The organism is Streptomyces sp. NPDC093085 (assembly GCF_040683935.1).
Classification (GTDB): domain Bacteria; phylum Actinomycetota; class Actinomycetes; order Streptomycetales; family Streptomycetaceae; genus Streptomyces.
The window spans coordinates 66,954-82,024 of sequence record NZ_JBFBFB010000010.1 but is presented as its reverse complement, the minus strand read 5'-3'; the positions used below and the strand labels follow the sequence as shown (position 1 = coordinate 82,024).

13 protein-coding genes are annotated in these 15,071 nt (G+C 72.8%); 7 read left to right on the top strand and 6 right to left on the bottom strand.

What is annotated here, in order from left to right:
- Positions 1-123 precede the first annotated feature (123 nt).
- The 4 genes from AB0O07_RS25085 to AB0O07_RS25070 all read left to right on the top strand — a co-directional run bounded on the left by AB0O07_RS25085 (position 124) and on the right by AB0O07_RS25070 (position 4,087).
- The gene (locus AB0O07_RS25085) at positions 124-906 is read left to right on the top strand and encodes a L,D-transpeptidase family protein (protein WP_365636987.1); all 783 of its coding nucleotides are present in this window, start codon (positions 124-126) and stop codon (positions 904-906) included.
- Between the two features lie 138 nt (positions 907-1,044).
- Complete coding sequence (locus AB0O07_RS25080; RefSeq protein ID WP_365637307.1) at positions 1,045-2,412, top strand: ferredoxin reductase family protein; 1,368 nt, start codon at positions 1,045-1,047, stop codon at positions 2,410-2,412.
- An 8-nt stretch (positions 2,413-2,420) separates the two neighbouring features.
- The gene (locus AB0O07_RS25075; protein WP_365636985.1) at positions 2,421-3,314 is read left to right on the top strand and encodes an FMN-binding protein; all 894 of its coding nucleotides are present in this window, start codon (positions 2,421-2,423) and stop codon (positions 3,312-3,314) included.
- Positions 3,314-4,087: an FAD:protein FMN transferase gene (locus AB0O07_RS25070; protein WP_365636983.1), complete on the top strand. Its 774-nt coding sequence runs from the start codon at positions 3,314-3,316 to the stop codon at positions 4,085-4,087. The genes AB0O07_RS25075 and AB0O07_RS25070 overlap by 1 nt, the downstream gene beginning before the upstream one ends.
- Before the next feature lie 99 nt (positions 4,088-4,186).
- Here AB0O07_RS25070 and AB0O07_RS25065 read toward each other — a convergent pair whose 3' ends face one another.
- Genes AB0O07_RS25065 through argC form a run of 5 tightly spaced genes read right to left on the bottom strand, consistent with a single transcriptional unit; the run spans position 4,187 to position 9,075 of the window.
- Positions 4,187-4,723, bottom strand: coding sequence for an arginine repressor (locus tag AB0O07_RS25065; protein ID WP_365636981.1), 537 nt, complete (start codon positions 4,721-4,723; stop codon positions 4,187-4,189).
- A gap of 17 nt (positions 4,724-4,740) precedes the next feature.
- The gene (locus AB0O07_RS25060) at positions 4,741-5,934 is read right to left on the bottom strand and encodes an acetylornithine transaminase (protein WP_365636978.1); all 1,194 of its coding nucleotides are present in this window, start codon (positions 5,932-5,934) and stop codon (positions 4,741-4,743) included.
- Positions 5,931-6,899, bottom strand: coding sequence for an acetylglutamate kinase (gene argB / locus AB0O07_RS25055; RefSeq protein WP_365636976.1), 969 nt, complete (start codon positions 6,897-6,899; stop codon positions 5,931-5,933). Before argB ends, AB0O07_RS25060 begins: the two co-directional genes overlap by 4 nt.
- Complete coding sequence (gene argJ, locus AB0O07_RS25050) at positions 6,896-8,050, bottom strand: bifunctional glutamate N-acetyltransferase/amino-acid acetyltransferase ArgJ (protein ID WP_365636974.1); 1,155 nt, start codon at positions 8,048-8,050, stop codon at positions 6,896-6,898. Before argJ ends, argB begins: the two co-directional genes overlap by 4 nt.
- Positions 8,047-9,075: an N-acetyl-gamma-glutamyl-phosphate reductase gene (gene argC / locus AB0O07_RS25045; RefSeq protein ID WP_365636972.1), complete on the bottom strand. Its 1,029-nt coding sequence runs from the start codon at positions 9,073-9,075 to the stop codon at positions 8,047-8,049. Before argC ends, argJ begins: the two co-directional genes overlap by 4 nt.
- Positions 9,076-9,279: 204 nt before the next feature.
- Between argC and AB0O07_RS25040 the strand changes: the two genes are divergently transcribed.
- A complete protein-coding gene (locus AB0O07_RS25040; RefSeq protein WP_365636970.1) occupies positions 9,280-11,499 on the top strand; it encodes an NADP-dependent isocitrate dehydrogenase in 2,220 nt (739 codons plus the stop codon).
- A 189-nt stretch (positions 11,500-11,688) separates the two neighbouring features.
- Positions 11,689-11,880, top strand: coding sequence for a DUF1059 domain-containing protein (locus AB0O07_RS25035; protein ID WP_365636968.1), 192 nt, complete (start codon positions 11,689-11,691; stop codon positions 11,878-11,880).
- Positions 11,881-11,947: 67 nt separating this feature from the next.
- On the opposite strand, the gene AB0O07_RS25030 is transcribed toward AB0O07_RS25035, so the two are convergent.
- A complete protein-coding gene (locus AB0O07_RS25030) occupies positions 11,948-12,724 on the bottom strand; it encodes a VOC family protein (protein WP_365636967.1) in 777 nt (258 codons plus the stop codon).
- A 262-nt stretch (positions 12,725-12,986) separates the two neighbouring features.
- Between AB0O07_RS25030 and recQ the strand changes: the two genes are divergently transcribed.
- Positions 12,987-15,032, top strand: a complete 2,046-nt coding sequence (gene recQ, locus AB0O07_RS25025) for a DNA helicase RecQ (protein WP_365636965.1) — start codon at positions 12,987-12,989, stop codon at positions 15,030-15,032.
- Positions 15,033-15,071 lie beyond the last annotated feature (39 nt).

Genomic DNA, 15,071 nt, shown 5'->3' with positions numbered 1-15,071 from the left:
TTCCGCCGTACCCGGACCCGGTGCGGCTCCGCGAGGGCCCGGCGGCTGAATACGCCCCGCGTTCGGCCCAGCGCCGCCCTTCCCGGGAGGCCCGGGCGCGGGGAGCCCCGTACGGTCCTGGCCATGCCCCGTACCCGCCGTACCGCCCGTACCGCCCGTGCCCTCGCCGCGTCCGCCGCCGCCGCCGTCCTGCTCGCCCTCACCACCGGGCCGGCCTCCGCCCGTACCACCGCCACCACCGACGCCACCGCCGACGCCCCGCTGCCCGAGCGGATGGCGGACACCGGGGGCGGCAGCCAGCTCCTCACCGCCGAGGCGCCCGGCACCGGGTCGACCACCGGGCGGCTCACCTGGTGGGACCGGCGCGGCGGGCGCTGGGTGGCCGCCGGGTCCGCCCCGGCGCGCTTCGGCGCGGGCGGGCTCACCGACGGCGCCACCCGCGTCCAGGGCACCTCCACCACCCCGACCGGCGTGTACGGCCTGCGGTACGCGTTCGGCACCGCACCGGCGCCGGAGGGGACCCGGTACGGCTACCGCCCGGTCACCGAGGAGTCCTGGTGGTGCCAGGACAACGGGTCGAGCCGGTACAACCGCTGGGTGGAGCCGCTCCCCGCGGACTGCCGGCCCACCGAGGCGGAGCGGCTGGCGGAATACCCGACGCAGTACTCCCTCGCCCTCGTCATCGGCTACAACTACGACCGCCCGGTACGCGGCCGGGGCGCCGGGATCTTCCTCCATGTCGACGGGGCCGGCGCGACGGCCGGGTGTGTCTCGGTCCCCGCCGAGGCGATGCGCGCCGTGCTGGAGTGGGCGGAACCGGCCCGCGCCCCGCATATCGCGATCGGCACGGCGGACGGGCCGACGGCGCTGACCGCCGTCACCCGCCGGTCAGCCGTGAACCGGTGAGCCGCTGAGCCGGTGAGCCGCCCCGTCCCCCGCCCCTGAGCCACAGCTCGCTCTCATCTTTCGCCGCCGTTGAACCCGCCGTCGCTCCCATCCGTATCGGCAGGCACGGAGGAGAGTTGAGGTGTCAGTTCCGTGGCGATGATGCAGAACGGGCGGGCCGCCAGACGGCAGACCATGCGCGCCATCAGCCCCCAGCGGTCGGGCGCGCTGCCGCTGCTGGTGGCGGGGTGGGCGGGCGCGGCGGCCGTCATGACGCTGTGGTGGCTGAACACGCCGGTCGTCCACATGGCCATGGCCGAGTGGCTGATCGGCGGCGGCCGGCTCACCGGGCTGCTGGGCGGCTATCTGATCGCGATCGTGGTGCTGCTGATGGCGCGGGTGCCCGCGCTGGAGCGGCGGGTCGGCTCGGACCGGGTGACGCGCTGGCACGCGGTGTGCGGCCGGTACGCGGTGAGCCTGGTGATCGTCCATGTGGTGCTGACGGTCTGGGGGTACGCGGTCCAGGCGAACTCCCCGATCGTGGCGCAGACCATCAGCGTGGTCACGGAGTTCCCCCGGATGATCGAGGCGACGGTGGGGACGGTGCTGCTGGTCCTGGTCGGCGGGGTGTCGGCCGGGATGGTGCGGCGCAGGATGCGGTACGAGACCTGGTACTACCTGCATCTCCTCACCTACGCCGGGGTCTATCTGACCTTCTGGCACCAGCTCGCCACCGGCGCCGAGTTCGTCGGCGACGCCACCGCGCGGACCGTCTGGTACGTGCTGTACGCGACGGCCGGGGCGCTGCTCCTCTGGTACCGGGTGCTGACCCCGGTCCGGCTCAACCTGTGGCACCGGATGCGCGTCGACTCGACGGTGTACGAGGCGCCGGGGGTGGTCTCCGTGCTGATCACGGGGCGCCGGCTGCACCGGATCGGGGCGCAGCCGGGCCAGTTCTTCCGCTGGCGGTTCCTCACCGACGGGCTGCGGTGGAGCTCCAACCCGTACTCGCTGTCCGCGCCGCCGAGGCCGGATCTGCTCCGTATCACCGTGAAGGCGAACGGGGAGCACAGCGAGGCGCTGGCCCGGCTCGAACCCGGCACCCGGATCTGGGCGGAGGGCCCGTACGGGGCGCTGACGGCGGGGCGGCGGAGCAAGGAGAAGGTGCTGATGATCGCGGGCGGCGCCGGGATCACCCCGATGCGGGCGCTCTTCGAGACGCTGCCGGGCGAGCCGGGCGATCTGACGCTGCTGTACCGGGCGAGCAAGACCGAGGACCTGGCGCTCTGGAGCGAGCTGCGGCAGATCGCATCGGCGCGCGGGGCGCGGCTGCTGTACGCGGTGAACGGCCCCGACGGGGTGCGGCCCGAGATCACTCCGCAGCGGCTGCGCGAGCTGCTGCCGGACATCGATGACCACGACGTCTACATGTGCGGGCCCGCGGGGCTCGCCCGTCAATCGTACGAAGCCCTGCGCGAGGCGGGCGTGCCCGCCCGGCGCATCCATCACGAGTCCTTCGAAATGTGAGGCAGCCGGTGAAGAGGAAGCATCCGCTCCGGCGGATCATGATCGGTGTCGCCGCGACCGCGTCGGGGATCGTCCTGCTGCTCGCGCTGAAGCAGCCGGGCGGCTCCGCGGTGGTCGGGGCGGCGGGGCCGCCCGGCTCCGCGCCCGGTGCGGCGGCGGGGGCGGAGGGCGGCGCGGGCGGGCAGACGCTCCTCGGGGACGCCGTGGACACCCAGTACGGCCCGGTGCAGGTCCGGCTGACCATGGCCGACGGGAAGATCGCGCGGGCGGAGGCGGTGCAGGCGCCGAACGCGGACGCCCGCTCCCAGTCGATCACCGCGGACGCGGTGCCGAAGCTGAACCAGGCGGCGGTGACGGCGCAGAGCGCGCAGATCGACGCGGTCTCGGGCGCCAGCTACACCAGCAAGGGGTACCAGGAATCGCTCCAGAGCGCCCTGGACAAGGCGGGCGACGGCGGCGGTGGCGGCACGGTCGAGGCGGGCGGCCCGGCGACGGGCGGCGACGCGGGCGCGGGCGCCGACGGCGGTACGGGGGCGGAGGCGGGGGCCGACGGCGGGGCGGGCTCCGGCGACGGTACCGGTACGGGCACGGGGTCCGGCGAGGCGCCGCCCGCCGGCTCCGGCGGGCCGACGACGGTGCTCGGCAGCACGGTCGACACCCAGTACGGCCCGGTCCAGGTGCGGATCACCGTCGCGGACGGCAAGGTCACCAAGTCCGAGGCGGTCCGGGCGCCGGACGGGGACGCCCGCTCCCAGTCGGTGACGGCCAACGCCGTGCCGCAGCTCGACCAGGCGGCGGTGACGGCGCAGAGCGCGCGGATCGACGCGGTCTCGGGCGCCAGCTACACCAGCAAGGGGTACCAGGAATCGCTCCAGAGCGCGCTCGACAAGGCGGGCCTGTGATGGCCCGGGAGACGGCGCGGCTGCGCCATGTCGAGGAGTCGATGGGCACGGTCTTCTCGTTCGACATCCGGGGGGTGCGGGACCGGCCCCGGGTACGGGCGGGGCTCCAGGCCGCGGTGGCCTCGCTGCACCGGGCCGACGAGATCTTCTCGACGTACCGCGAGGACAGCCAGATATCCCGGCTGAACCGGGGGGAGCTGACGCTCTCCGACTGCATCACGGAGGTCGTGGAGGTCCTCGACCTCTGTGCGGAGGCCGAGCGGGAGAGCGCGGGGTGGTTCACGGCGCGGTACGCGGGCGGGGTCGACCCGACGGGTCTGGTGAAGGGGTGGGCGGTGGAGCGCGCGGCCCGGATGATCGCCTCCTCCGGGGCCTCCTCGGTCTGCCTCAACGGCGGCGGCGACATCCAACTGCTGGGCGGGCCCTGGCGGGTGGGGATCGCGGACCCGCTCCGCCCCGGCGAGCTGGCCACGGTGGTGGAGACCGGGACGGGGCTGGGGGTGGCCACCTCGGGCCCGGCGGAGCGCGGCTGCCATGTGCTGGACCCGCACACGGGGAAGGCCCCGGCGGACGGCATGGCCTCGGTGACGGTGGTCTGCCAGGAGGGCATCACGGTGGCGGACACCCGGGCGACGGCGGCGTACGCGATGGGTGAACCGGCCCGGGAGTGGCTGGAGTCGCTGCCCGGCACGGAGGGCTTCGCGGTCACACCGTACGGGGAGACCTGGGCGACCAGCGGCTTCCACCGCCATGTCGCCGCGGTGGCCGCCTGAACGGGCGGCGCGGGTGACGGCGTACGGGCGGCTCCGGGTGAACCGGGGCCGCCCGTACGGCGGTTGAGCGGCAACCGCAGCACCCACCGGCGCCGCCCCTCAGCGGTCGTTCTGGGCCAGCTTCAGAAGGTGGTCCGCGAGAGCCTGGCCGCCCGCCGGGTCGCGGCTGATCAGCATCAGGGTGTCGTCCCCGGCGATCGTGCCCAGGATGGCGCTCAGTTCGGCCTGGTCGATGGCGGAGGCGAGGAACTGCGCGGCGCCGGGCGGGGTGCGCAGGACGACGAGGTTGGCGGAGGCCTCGGCGGAGATCAGGAGTTCCCCGGCGAGGCGGCGCATCCGCTCCTCCTTCGCGGACTCCCCCAGCGGGGCGTGCGGGGTGCGGAAGCCGCCCTCGCTGGGGACCGCGTAGATCAACTCGCCGTTGGTGTTGCGGATTTTGACGGCGCCCAGTTCGTCCAGGTCGCGGGAGAGCGTCGCCTGGGTGACGCTCAGCCCGTCGTCCGCGAGCACTCTGGCCAACTGGCTCTGGGAGCGCACCGGCCGCCGGTTGAGGATGTCGACGATCCGGCGGTGGCGGGCGGTTCTGGTCTGCGGTACGGACGGCCCGCCGTACTCCGCTTCCCGGGCGTCGGTCATCGTCGTCGTCTCATTTCTCAGGGCTTTCCGTCTCCGTGCGCGGTGTCGAGGATGCCGGGCAGGGCCTCCAGGAGCGCGTCCACCTCGCCGTCGCCGATGATCAGAGGGGGCATCAGCCGTACGACGTCGGGGGCGGCCGCGTTGACCAGGAAGCCGGCGTCCTGGGCCGCCCGGCGCACCGCCGGTGCGTACGGCCCGGTGAGCACGATACCCAGGAGCAGTCCGGCGCCGCGGACATGGGAGACGAGCGGGTGGCCCAGGCCCTCGACACCGTCGCGGAGTTTCTCGCCGAGCCGCTTGACCTCGTCGAGCCGGCCGTCGGCGGCGAGGGTGTCGAAGACGGCGAGCCCGGCGGCGCAGGCGACCGGGTTGCCGCCGAAGGTGGTGCCGTGGTGGCCGGGGGCGAGCAGTTCGGCGGCGGGCCCGAAGGTGACGGTGGCGGCGAGCGGCAGGCCGCCGCCGATCCCCTTGGCGAGGGTGACGACATCGGGTTCGACGCCCTGGTGGGCCTGGTGCTCGAACCAGGTGCCGGTCCGGCCGACGCCCGTCTGCACCTCGTCGAGGACGAGGAGGGTGCCGGTGGCGCGGGTGATCTCCCGGGCGGCCTCCAGATACCCCTTGGGCGGCACGACCACGCCGTTCTCGCCCTGGATGGGCTCGATGACGACGAGGGCCGTCTCCTCGGTGACGGCGGCGCGCAGGGCCTCGGTGTCGCCGTACGGCACATGGGTGACATCGCCGGGCAGCGGCAGGAAGGGGGTCTGCTTGGCGGGCTGTCCGGTGAGGGCGAGGGAGCCCATGGTCCGGCCGTGGAAGGCGCCGGTGGCGGCGACCATGCGGGAACGGCCGGTCAGCCGGCCGATCTTGAACGCGGCCTCGTTGGCCTCGGCGCCGGAGTTGCAGAAGAAGACCCGTCCGGGCCGGCCGAAGAGCTGGATCAGCCGTTCGGCGAGGACCACGGGGGGCTCGGCGACGTACAGGTTGGAGACATGGCCGAGGACCCCGATCTGCCGGGAGACCGCGTCCACGATCGCCGGGTGGGCGTGGCCGAGGGCGTTCACGGCGATGCCGCCGACGAAGTCGGTGTACGCGGTGCCGTCGGCGTCCCAGACGCGCGTGCCCTCGCCGCGGACCAGGGAGAGTCCGGGGGTGCCGTAGTTGTCGGACATGACGCCCTGCCAGCGCCGGGTCAGCTCCTGGTTGCCGCTCACTGTGCCGCCCTTCCCGCGGTGCGCGTCGTGTGGTGGTCGATGGGGCGGCCCGTGCGGTGGGCCGTGTGGTGGGGGTCGGGGGCGTCGGGCACGACCATCGTGCCGATGCCCTCGTCGGTGAAGATCTCCAGCAGGATCGCGTGCGGGACCCGGCCGTCGAGGACGCGGGCCGTGGTGACGCCGTTGCGCACGGCGTACAGGCACCCTTCCATCTTGGGCACCATGCCGCTGGACAGCTCCGGCAGCAGCGTCTCCAGCTGGGTGGCGGTGAGCCGGCTGATCACGTCGTCGCTGTGGGGCCAGTCCTCGTACAGGCCCTCGACGTCGGTGAGGACCACCAGGGTCTCGGCGCCGAGCGCGGCGGCCAGCGCGGCGGCGGCGGTGTCGGCGTTGACGTTGTAGACGTGGCCGTCGTCGGCGCCGCGCGCTATCGAGGAGATGACCGGGATCCGGCCGTCGGCCAGCAGCGCCTCGACGGCGCCGGTGTCTATGGCGGTGATCTCCCCGACCCGGCCGATGTCGACCGGTTCGCCGTCGATCACCGGGCGGTGTTTGACGGCGGAGATGGTGTGGGCGTCCTCGCCGGTCATCCCGATGGCGAGCGGGCCGTGCTCGTTGAGCAGGCCGACCAGTTCGCGCTGGACCTGTCCGGCGAGGACCATCCGTACGACGTCCATCGCCTCGGGCGTGGTGACGCGGAGCCCGGCCTTGAACTCGCTGGTCAGGCCGTGGCGTTCGAGTTCGGCGCTGATCTGGGGGCCGCCGCCGTGCACGACGACGGGGCGGAGTCCGGACTGCCGGAGGAAGACGACGTCCTGGGCGAAGGCGGCCTTCAGTTCGTCGTCCACCATGGCGTTGCCGCCGAACTTGATGACGACGGTCTTGTCGTTGTGGCGGCGGAGCCAGGGCAGCGCCTCGATGAGGGTGCGGGCCTTGGGGAGGGCGGTGTGCTTGCGGGCGTTCATGAGCTGTACGCGCTGTTCTCGTGGACGTACTCGGCGGTCAGGTCGTTGGTCCAGATGACGGCGGACTCCGTGCCGGCGGAGAGGTCGGCGGTGATCCGGATCTCCCGGTAACGCATGTCGACCCGGTCGCGGTCCTCGCCGAAGGAGCCGTTCTTGCAGACCCAGATGTCGTTGATGGCGACGTTCAGCCGGTCGGGCTCGAAGGCGGCGGAGGTGGTGCCGATGGCCGAGAGGACCCGGCCCCAGTTGGGGTCCTCGCCGTGCAGGGCGCACTTGAGGAGGTTGTTGCGGGCGATGGAGCGGCCCACCTCGACGGCGTCGTCCTCGGTCGCGGCGTTGATCACCTCGATCCGTACGTCCTTGGAGGCGCCCTCGGCGTCGCCGACGAGCTGGCGGGCGAGATCGGCGCAGACCTGCCGGACGGCCTCGGCGAACTCCTCGTACCCCGGGGTCACGCCGGAGGCGCCGGAGGCGAGCAGCAGCGCGGTGTCGTTGGTGGACATGCAGCCGTCGGAGTCGACCCGGTCGAAGGTGGTACGGGTGGCGGCGCGCAGCGCGGTGTCGAGCGCGGGTGTCTCGATGTCGGCGTCGGTGGTGAGGACGACGAGCAGGGTGGCGAGGCCGGGGGCGAGCATGCCGGAGCCCTTGGCCATGCCGCCGACGGTCCATCCCTCGCCGCCGGCGACGGCCGTCTTGTGGACGGTGTCGGTGGTCTTGATGGCGATGGCGGCCTTCTCGCCGCCGTGCGCGGAGAGGGCGGCGGCGGCCGTTTCGAGGCCCGGGAGGAGCTTGTCCATGGGGAGGGTCACCCCGATGAGGCCGGTGGAGGCGACGGCGATCTCCCCGGCGCTGTGGCCCGTGAGGAGCTCGGCGGCGCGCTCGGCGGTGGCGTGGGTGTCCTGGAAGCCCTGGGGGCCGGTGCAGGCGTTGGCGCCGCCGGAGTTGAGGACGACGGCGGAGACGGTGCCGCCCTTGAGGACCTGCTCGGACCAGAGGACGGGGGCGGCCTTGACGCGGTTGGCGGTGAAGACGCCGGCGGCGGCGTGGCGCGGACCGTTGTTGACGACGAGGGCGAGGTCGGGGCCGCCGTTCTCCTTGATTCCGGCGGCGATGCCCGCCGCCGTGAATCCCTGCGGTGCGGTGACGCTCAAGGTGCCACTCCGATCGTGGTCAGTCCGGTGGACTCGGGGAGTCCGAGGGCGATGTTCATGCTCTGCACCGCGCCGCCCGCGGTGCCCTTGGTGAGGTTGTCGATGGCGCTGACGGCGATGACCCGCTCGGCGGCCGGGTCGTAGGCGACCTGGAGCTGGGTGGCGTTGGAGCCGTACACGGCGGCGGTGGCGGGCCAGCGGCCCTCGGGAAGGAGGTGGACGAAGGGCTCGTCGGCGTAGGCCTTCTCGTACGCGGCGCGGACGTCCTGGGCGGTGGTGCCGGAGGCGGCCTTGGCGGAGCAGGTGGCGAGGATGCCGCGCGGCATGGGGGCGAGGGTGGGGGTGAAGGAGACGGTGACCCGCCGGCCGGCGGCGGCGCTGAGGTTCTGGATCATCTCGGGGGTGTGCCGGTGGCCGCCGCCGACGCCGTACGGGGTCATGGAGCCCATGACCTCGGAGCCGAGCAGATGCGGCTTGGCGGACTTGCCGGCGCCCGAGGTGCCGGAGGCCGCGGTGATCACGGCCTCGGGCTCGACGAGTCCGGCGGCGTAGGCGGGGAAGAGCGCGAGCGAGACGGCGGTGGGGTAGCAGCCGGGCACGGCGACCCGCTTGGCGCCCTCCAGGGCGGCGCGGGCGCCGGGCAGCTCGGGGAGGCCGTACGGCCAGGTCCCGGCGTGCGGGGAGCCGTAGAACCGCTCCCAGTCGGCGGCGTCCTTCAGCCGGAAGTCGGCGCCCATGTCGATGACGAGGACCTCGTCGCCGAGCTGCTCGGCGACGGCCGCGGACTGTCCGTGGGGCAGTGCGAGGAAGACGACCTCGTGGCCGGCGAGCGCCTCGGCGGTGGTCGGCGCGAGGACCCGGTCGGCGAGCGGCGGGAGGTGCGGCTGGAGCCCGCCGAGCGGCTGTCCCGCGTTGGAGTTGCCGGTGAGCGCTCCGATCTCGATCCCGGGGTGGGCGAGGAGCAGCCGGAGCACTTCCCCGCCCGCGTATCCGCTCGCCCCTGCCACCGCTGCTCGTACGGCCATCGCACACTCCTCCTCTGTGATGGCATGACTATACGTAACTATGCACTTTTATGCAACGACACCTCGGGGTGGCGCCGGGCGGGCCGGACCCCTGTCCATAGGTGGGGTTCCACGAGATATCTTGATGTCGAGCAATCTTGCAGACGTAACAGAGCAACCTTGCAGATCGTGCAGACGTAGTTGCAGACGTGGAGCGGAGCACCGGTGACTGACTCGACCATCATCTATACGCACACCGACGAGGCCCCGGCCCTGGCGACGTATTCGTTCCTGCCCGTGGTGGAGGCGTACGCCGCCACCGCCGGTGTCGCGGTGGAGACCCGCGACATCTCGCTCGCGGGCCGGATCATCGCGGGCTTCCCCGAGTGGCTGGGGGAAGGGCAGCGGATCGAGGACGCGCTCGCCGAGCTGGGCTCGCTGGCGAAGACCCCTGAGGCCAACATCATCAAGCTGCCGAACATCTCGGCGTCGATCCCCCAGCTCAAGGCCGCCATCGCGGAGCTGCGGGAGCAGGGGTACGCGCTGCCCGACTACCCGGACGACCCCAAGAGCGACCAGGAGAAGGACGTCCGGGCCCGGTACGACAAGGTCAAGGGCAGCGCCGTCAACCCGGTGCTCCGCGAGGGCAACTCCGACCGGCGCGCCCCCGCCTCCGTCAAGAACTACGCCAAGGCGCACCCGCACCGTATGGGCGCCTGGACGGCCGAGTCGAAGACGAACGTGGCGACCATGGGCGCCGACGACTTCCGCTCCACCGAGAAGTCCGTGACCGTCGCCGAGGCCGGTTCGCTCCGGATCGAGCTGGCGGGCGAGGACGGCACCACCACCGTGCTCCGTGCGTCCGTACCGGTCCTCGCGGGCGAGGTCGTGGACGCCTCCGTGCTGCGGGTCGCGGCGCTGCGCACCTTCGTGGCGGCGCAGATCGCCCGCGCCAAGGCCGAGGGTGTGCTCTTCTCCGTCCACCTGAAGGCCACGATGATGAAGGTCTCCGACCCGATCGTCTTCGGCCATGTCGTACGGGCCTTCTTCCCGAAGACCTTCGCCGCGTACGGTGACACGCTCGCCGCGGCCGGACTGAGCCCCAACGACGGCCTCGGCGCCATCCTCAACGGCCTGGCGGCGCTGCCGGACGGCGAGGCGATCGCCGCTTCCTTCACCGCCGAGCTCGCCGAGGGCCCGGCGCTGGCGATGGTCGACTCGGACCGGGGCATCACCAACCTGCACGTGCCGAGCGATGTCATCGTGGACGCCTCGATGCCCGCCATGATCCGGACCTCCGGCCACATGTGGGGCCCGGACGGCGCCGAGGCCGACACCCTCGCCGTCCTCCCGGACAGCAGCTACGCCGGGGTCTACCAGGTCGTCATCGACGACTGCCGGGCCAACGGCGCCTTCGACCCGTCGACCATGGGCTCGGTGCCCAACGTCGGTCTGATGGCGCAGAAGGCCGAGGAGTACGGCAGCCACGACAAGACCTTCGAGATCGCCGCCCCCGGTACGGTACGGGTGGTGGACGAGGCCGGTGTGGCCGTGCTGGAGCAGCCGGTGGCCGCCGGTGACATCTTCCGCATGTGCCAGACCAAGGACCTGCCGATCCAGGACTGGGTCAAGCTCGCGGTCGGCCGCGCCCGCGCCACCGGGAACCCGGCCGTGTTCTGGCTGGACGAGGCGCGCGCGCACGACGCCCGGCTGATCGAGAAGGTCAAGGCGTACCTGCCGGAGCACGACACCGACGGGCTGACCGTCGAGATCCTCTCGCCGGTCGAGGCGACCGCGTTCTCGCTGGAGCGCATCCGGCGTGGCGAGGACACCATCTCCGTCACCGGCAATGTGCTCCGCGACTACCTGACCGACCTCTTCCCCATCCTGGAGCTGGGCACCAGCGCCAAGATGCTCTCGGTGGTGCCGCTGATGAACGGCGGCGGCCTCTTCGAGACCGGGGCCGGCGGCTCGGCGCCCAAGCACGTCCAGCAGCTCGTCAAGGAGAACTACCTGCGCTGGGACAGCCTGGGCGAGTTCCTGGCGCTGGCGGTCAGCTTCGAGCACCTCGCGCAGACCACGGGCAACCCGCGTGCCCAGGTCCTCGCGGACACCCTCGACCGCGCGACCGGCACCTTCCTCAACGAGGACAAGTCGCCCAGCCGGAAGCTCGGCGGCCTCGACAACCGGGGCAGCCACTTCTACCTGTCCCTCTACTGGGCCCAGGAGCTGGCCAAGCAGACCGACGACGCGCAGCTCGCCGAGGCGTTCGGGGCGCTCGCCAAGACGCTGACCGAGCAGGAGTCCGCCATCGTGGACGAGCTGGCGGCGGTCCAGGGCACGCCCGCGGAGATCGGCGGCTACTACCACCCGGACCCGGAGAAGGCCGCGGCGGTCATGCGCCCGTCGAAGACCTTCAACCAGGCGATCGCCACGCTCGGCTGACGGGCGTGGCGTACGGCCGGGCCCCTGGGACCGGCCGTACGGCACGGCTGTGGCCAGGACCGGCGGGCCCGCCGGTCCTGGCCACACCACGGAGAGGACCACCACCTCGGCGGCCGGGACGCCGCCCGGCCGCCGTGCGGGATGCGGGTCCCGCACGACGGCCGGAGACTGGAGGTGAGGAGGTGCGTCATGCGCAAGGTTGCCGACTGCCGGGATTTCCCGAGCGAGACCCAGTGCTCGCTCGCCATCTCCGGTGAGGAGGACGAGGTGGTCCGCGCCGCCAGCGAGCACGCCGTCTCCGTGCACGGCCACGAGGACAGCCCCGAGCTGCGGCGGCAGATCCGGTCGGCGCTGAAGGACGAGGTCCCCCAGCACGCCTGACCGGACCGGCCGACACCCCGTCCGCGGACATTCCCGATCACGGACATCCCCGATCCGGGGCCCGAGGTCAGCTCGTCGGAGCGGCCGAGGGCCTCGCGCCGATGTGGAAGACCGTGCCGAACGGGTCGGTGAGCTCCGCCAGCCGGACATACCGGGTGTCCTCGGGCGTGGTCGCCCTGCCGCCCGCCGCCACCGCGCGCTCCGCCGTCCGGTCCGCGTCGGCGACCTCGAAGAGGGTCCCCCAGGCGGCCTCGGCCGCCTCCGGGTCGCCCTGGATGCCGCCGATCTCATGGCCGTCCGGGCGGCGCAGGAAGGTGAAGTCCTCGCTGCCGGGCAGATCCGGGTTGGTGTCCAGGGTGAAGCCGAAGACCTTGGCGTAGAACTCCCGCGCGGAAGCGGGGTCCGGGGTGGTCAGATCGTTCCGTACGAGGGTGTCCGGCTCGTTGACGCGCTCGCAGCCGGGGAGCGTACGGGCCTGCCAGAGCCCGAAGGGCGCGCCGCCCGGGTCGGCGAGGACGGCGGCCCGGCCCTGGTCGCCCTTGTCGGCGGCCGGTGCCAGGACGGTGGCGCCGGCGTCCGTGGCGGTACGGAGGGTGGCGTCGCAGTCGTCGGTGGCGAAGTAGACGTGCCAGCGGGGCGTCCCGGTGGCCTGGCCCTGGAGCGGGCGGAGCCCCGCGACGCGGCAGCCGCGCACCAGGGCCTGGACATAGCCGCCGGGTCCTGCCGGGGTGAACTCCCAGCCGAAGACGGCTCCGTAGAACTCCATGGCCCGCTCGACGTCCGGGACGTTCAGGTCGATCCAGGTGGGGGTACCGGTGGGCTGGCCGGTGGTGATCAGGGGCATGGTCGGCTCCTCGTGCTGCTCTGTCGTGCCTGTCGCATCGCTGCCTTCGTGATCGACGGTAGGGCGGCTCCAGGTCAGTCCGTGTCCTAGTCGCGGAGCCCTTCGTCGGTCCCTCGCCGGTCCCTTGTCCGTCCCTCGGCTGCCCCTCGTCGGTCCCTCGCCGGCCCTCCGCCGATCTCTCGTCGACCGTGCGCCGGCACCCCGTCGCCCTCGTTGTCCACAGGGGCCGACCCTCGTCGCCGGTGGCTCATAGAATCGCCCAATGAGCGCTTCCGAGCCCGAGCCCGTCTTCGACACCGACCTCGTCCCCGACCCCGACCCCGGCTTCGAGCCTGCCTTCGAGCCCGTCTTCGAGTCCGACCTGGATCCCGGTTTCGACACCGACCTGGACGCCCTCTTCGGTGCCGACGGGGATCCCGGCTCCGGTCCCGGGGCCGGTGCCGTCCCGGCGGCGCGCTCCGGGGGACGCTCCGGGGCGCGGATCGAGCCGGGCACGGAGCCGCTGGAGGTGCTGCGGCGGGTCTTCGGTTACGACGCGTTCCGGGGGAGCCAGCAGGAGATCATCGAGCAGGTGGTGTCCGGCGGCGACGCGCTGGTCCTGATGCCGACGGGCGGCGGCAAGTCGCTCTGCTACCAGATCCCGGCCCTGGTCAGAAAGGGCGTCGGGGTCGTCATCTCCCCGCTGATCGCGCTCATGCAGGACCAGGTCGACGCGTTGCGGGCGCTGGGTGTGCGGGCCGGGTTCCTCAACTCGACGCAGGATCTGGACGAACGGCGCCTGGTGGAGGCCGAGTTCCTCGCCGGTGAGCTGGATCTGCTCTATCTCGCGCCGGAGCGGCTGCGGGTGGAGGCGACCGTACGGCTGCTGGAGCGCGGCACGGTCTCGCTCTTCGCCATCGACGAGGCGCACTGCGTGGCCCAGTGGGGCCACGACTTCCGCCCGGACTATCTGGCGCTCTCCTCGCTCCACGAGCGCTGGCCCGACGTGCCCAGGATCGCGCTGACCGCGACGGCCACCGAGGCCACCCACACGGAGATCGCCACCCGGCTGAAGCTCCAGGACGCCCGGCACTTCGTCGCCAGCTTCGACCGGCCCAACATCCAGTACCGGATCGCCCCGAAGAACGACCCCAAGCGCCAGCTCCTCCAGTTGCTCCGCGCCGAGCACGCGGGCGACGCGGGGATCGTCTACTGCCTGTCCCGGGCGTCGGTGGAGAAGACCGCCGAGTTCCTGGTGAAGAACGGGGTGGCGGCGCTGCCGTACCACGCGGGGCTGGACGCCCGGGTGCGCGCCGAGCACCAGTCGCGGTTCCTCCGGGAGGAGGGTCTGGTGATGGTCGCGACGATCGCGTTCGGCATGGGCATCGACAAGCCGGACGTGCGCTTCGTCGCCCATCTCGACCTGCCGAAGTCCGTCGAGGGGTACTACCAGGAGACCGGGCGCGCCGGCCGCGACGGACTGCCGTCGACGGCGTGGCTGGCGTACGGGCTCCAGGACGTGGTCCAGCAGCGGAAGATGATCGACACCTCGGAGGGCGACGAGGCGCACCGGCGGCGTCTCGGCGCCCATGTGGACGCGATGCTGGCGCTCTGCGAGACGGTCGAGTGCCGCCGGGTCCAGCTCCTCGCGTACTTCGGGCAGAAGTCGACCGCGTGCGGCAACTGCGATACGTGTCTGACGCCCGCCGAGTCCTGGGACGGCACGGTCCCGGCGCAGAAGCTGCTGTCGACGGTGGTCCGGCTCAAGCGGGAGCGCAACCAGAAGTTCGGCGCCGGGCAGGTCACCGACATCCTGCTGGGCAAGAAGACCGCCAAGGTGATCCAGTTCGACCATGACGCGCTGAGCGTCTTCGGGATCGGTACGGAGCTGCGCGAGGCCGAATGGCGCGGCGTGGTGCGGCAGTTGCTGGCGCAGGGGCTGATCGCCGTGGAGGGCGACTACGGGACGCTGGTGCTGACGGAGGAGAGCGGCGAGGTGCTGGGGGGCCGGCGCACGGTGCTGCTGCGCCGCGAGCCGGAGAAGGCGGCGAAGCCGGCCCGTGCCGAGCGGGCGGCGAAGCGGGGCGCGCCGCCGGTGGACCTGCCGGCCGAGGCCGCTCCGCTCTTCGAGGCGCTGCGCGCCTGGCGGGCGGCGTCGGCGAAGGAGCAGGGGGTGCCCGCGTATGTCATCTTCCACGACGCGACGCTGCGCGCGATCGCGGCCCTGGCGCCGACGACGACGGCCGAGCTCGCCACGGTGACCGGGGTCGGCGAGAACAAGCTGGCGAAGTACGGGGAGCAGATCCTGGAGACGCTGGCGGGGGTGTGAGCGGGGGCCGGGTTTGAGGGGAAGGGGGAGCGAGGCGGC

Bases quoted from the DNA above. Each gene is read 5' to 3' on its own strand.
- AB0O07_RS25065 (WP_365636981.1), bottom strand. From the start codon at position 4,723: ATGACCGACGCCCGGGAAGCGGAGTACGGCGGGCCGTCCGTACCGCAG.
- AB0O07_RS25070 (WP_365636983.1), top strand. From the start codon at position 3,314: ATGGCCCGGGAGACGGCGCGGCTGCGCCATGTCGAGGAGTCGATGGGC.
- recQ (WP_365636965.1), top strand. From the start codon at position 12,987: ATGAGCGCTTCCGAGCCCGAGCCCGTCTTCGACACCGACCTCGTCCCC.
- AB0O07_RS25085 (WP_365636987.1), top strand. From the start codon at position 124: ATGCCCCGTACCCGCCGTACCGCCCGTACCGCCCGTGCCCTCGCCGCG.
- argB (WP_365636976.1), bottom strand. From the start codon at position 6,899: ATGAACGCCCGCAAGCACACCGCCCTCCCCAAGGCCCGCACCCTCATC.
- AB0O07_RS25035 (WP_365636968.1), top strand. From the start codon at position 11,689: ATGCGCAAGGTTGCCGACTGCCGGGATTTCCCGAGCGAGACCCAGTGC.
- AB0O07_RS25080 (WP_365637307.1), top strand. From the start codon at position 1,045: ATGATGCAGAACGGGCGGGCCGCCAGACGGCAGACCATGCGCGCCATC.
- AB0O07_RS25030 (WP_365636967.1), bottom strand. From the start codon at position 12,724: ATGCCCCTGATCACCACCGGCCAGCCCACCGGTACCCCCACCTGGATC.
- argC (WP_365636972.1), bottom strand. From the start codon at position 9,075: ATGGCCGTACGAGCAGCGGTGGCAGGGGCGAGCGGATACGCGGGCGGG.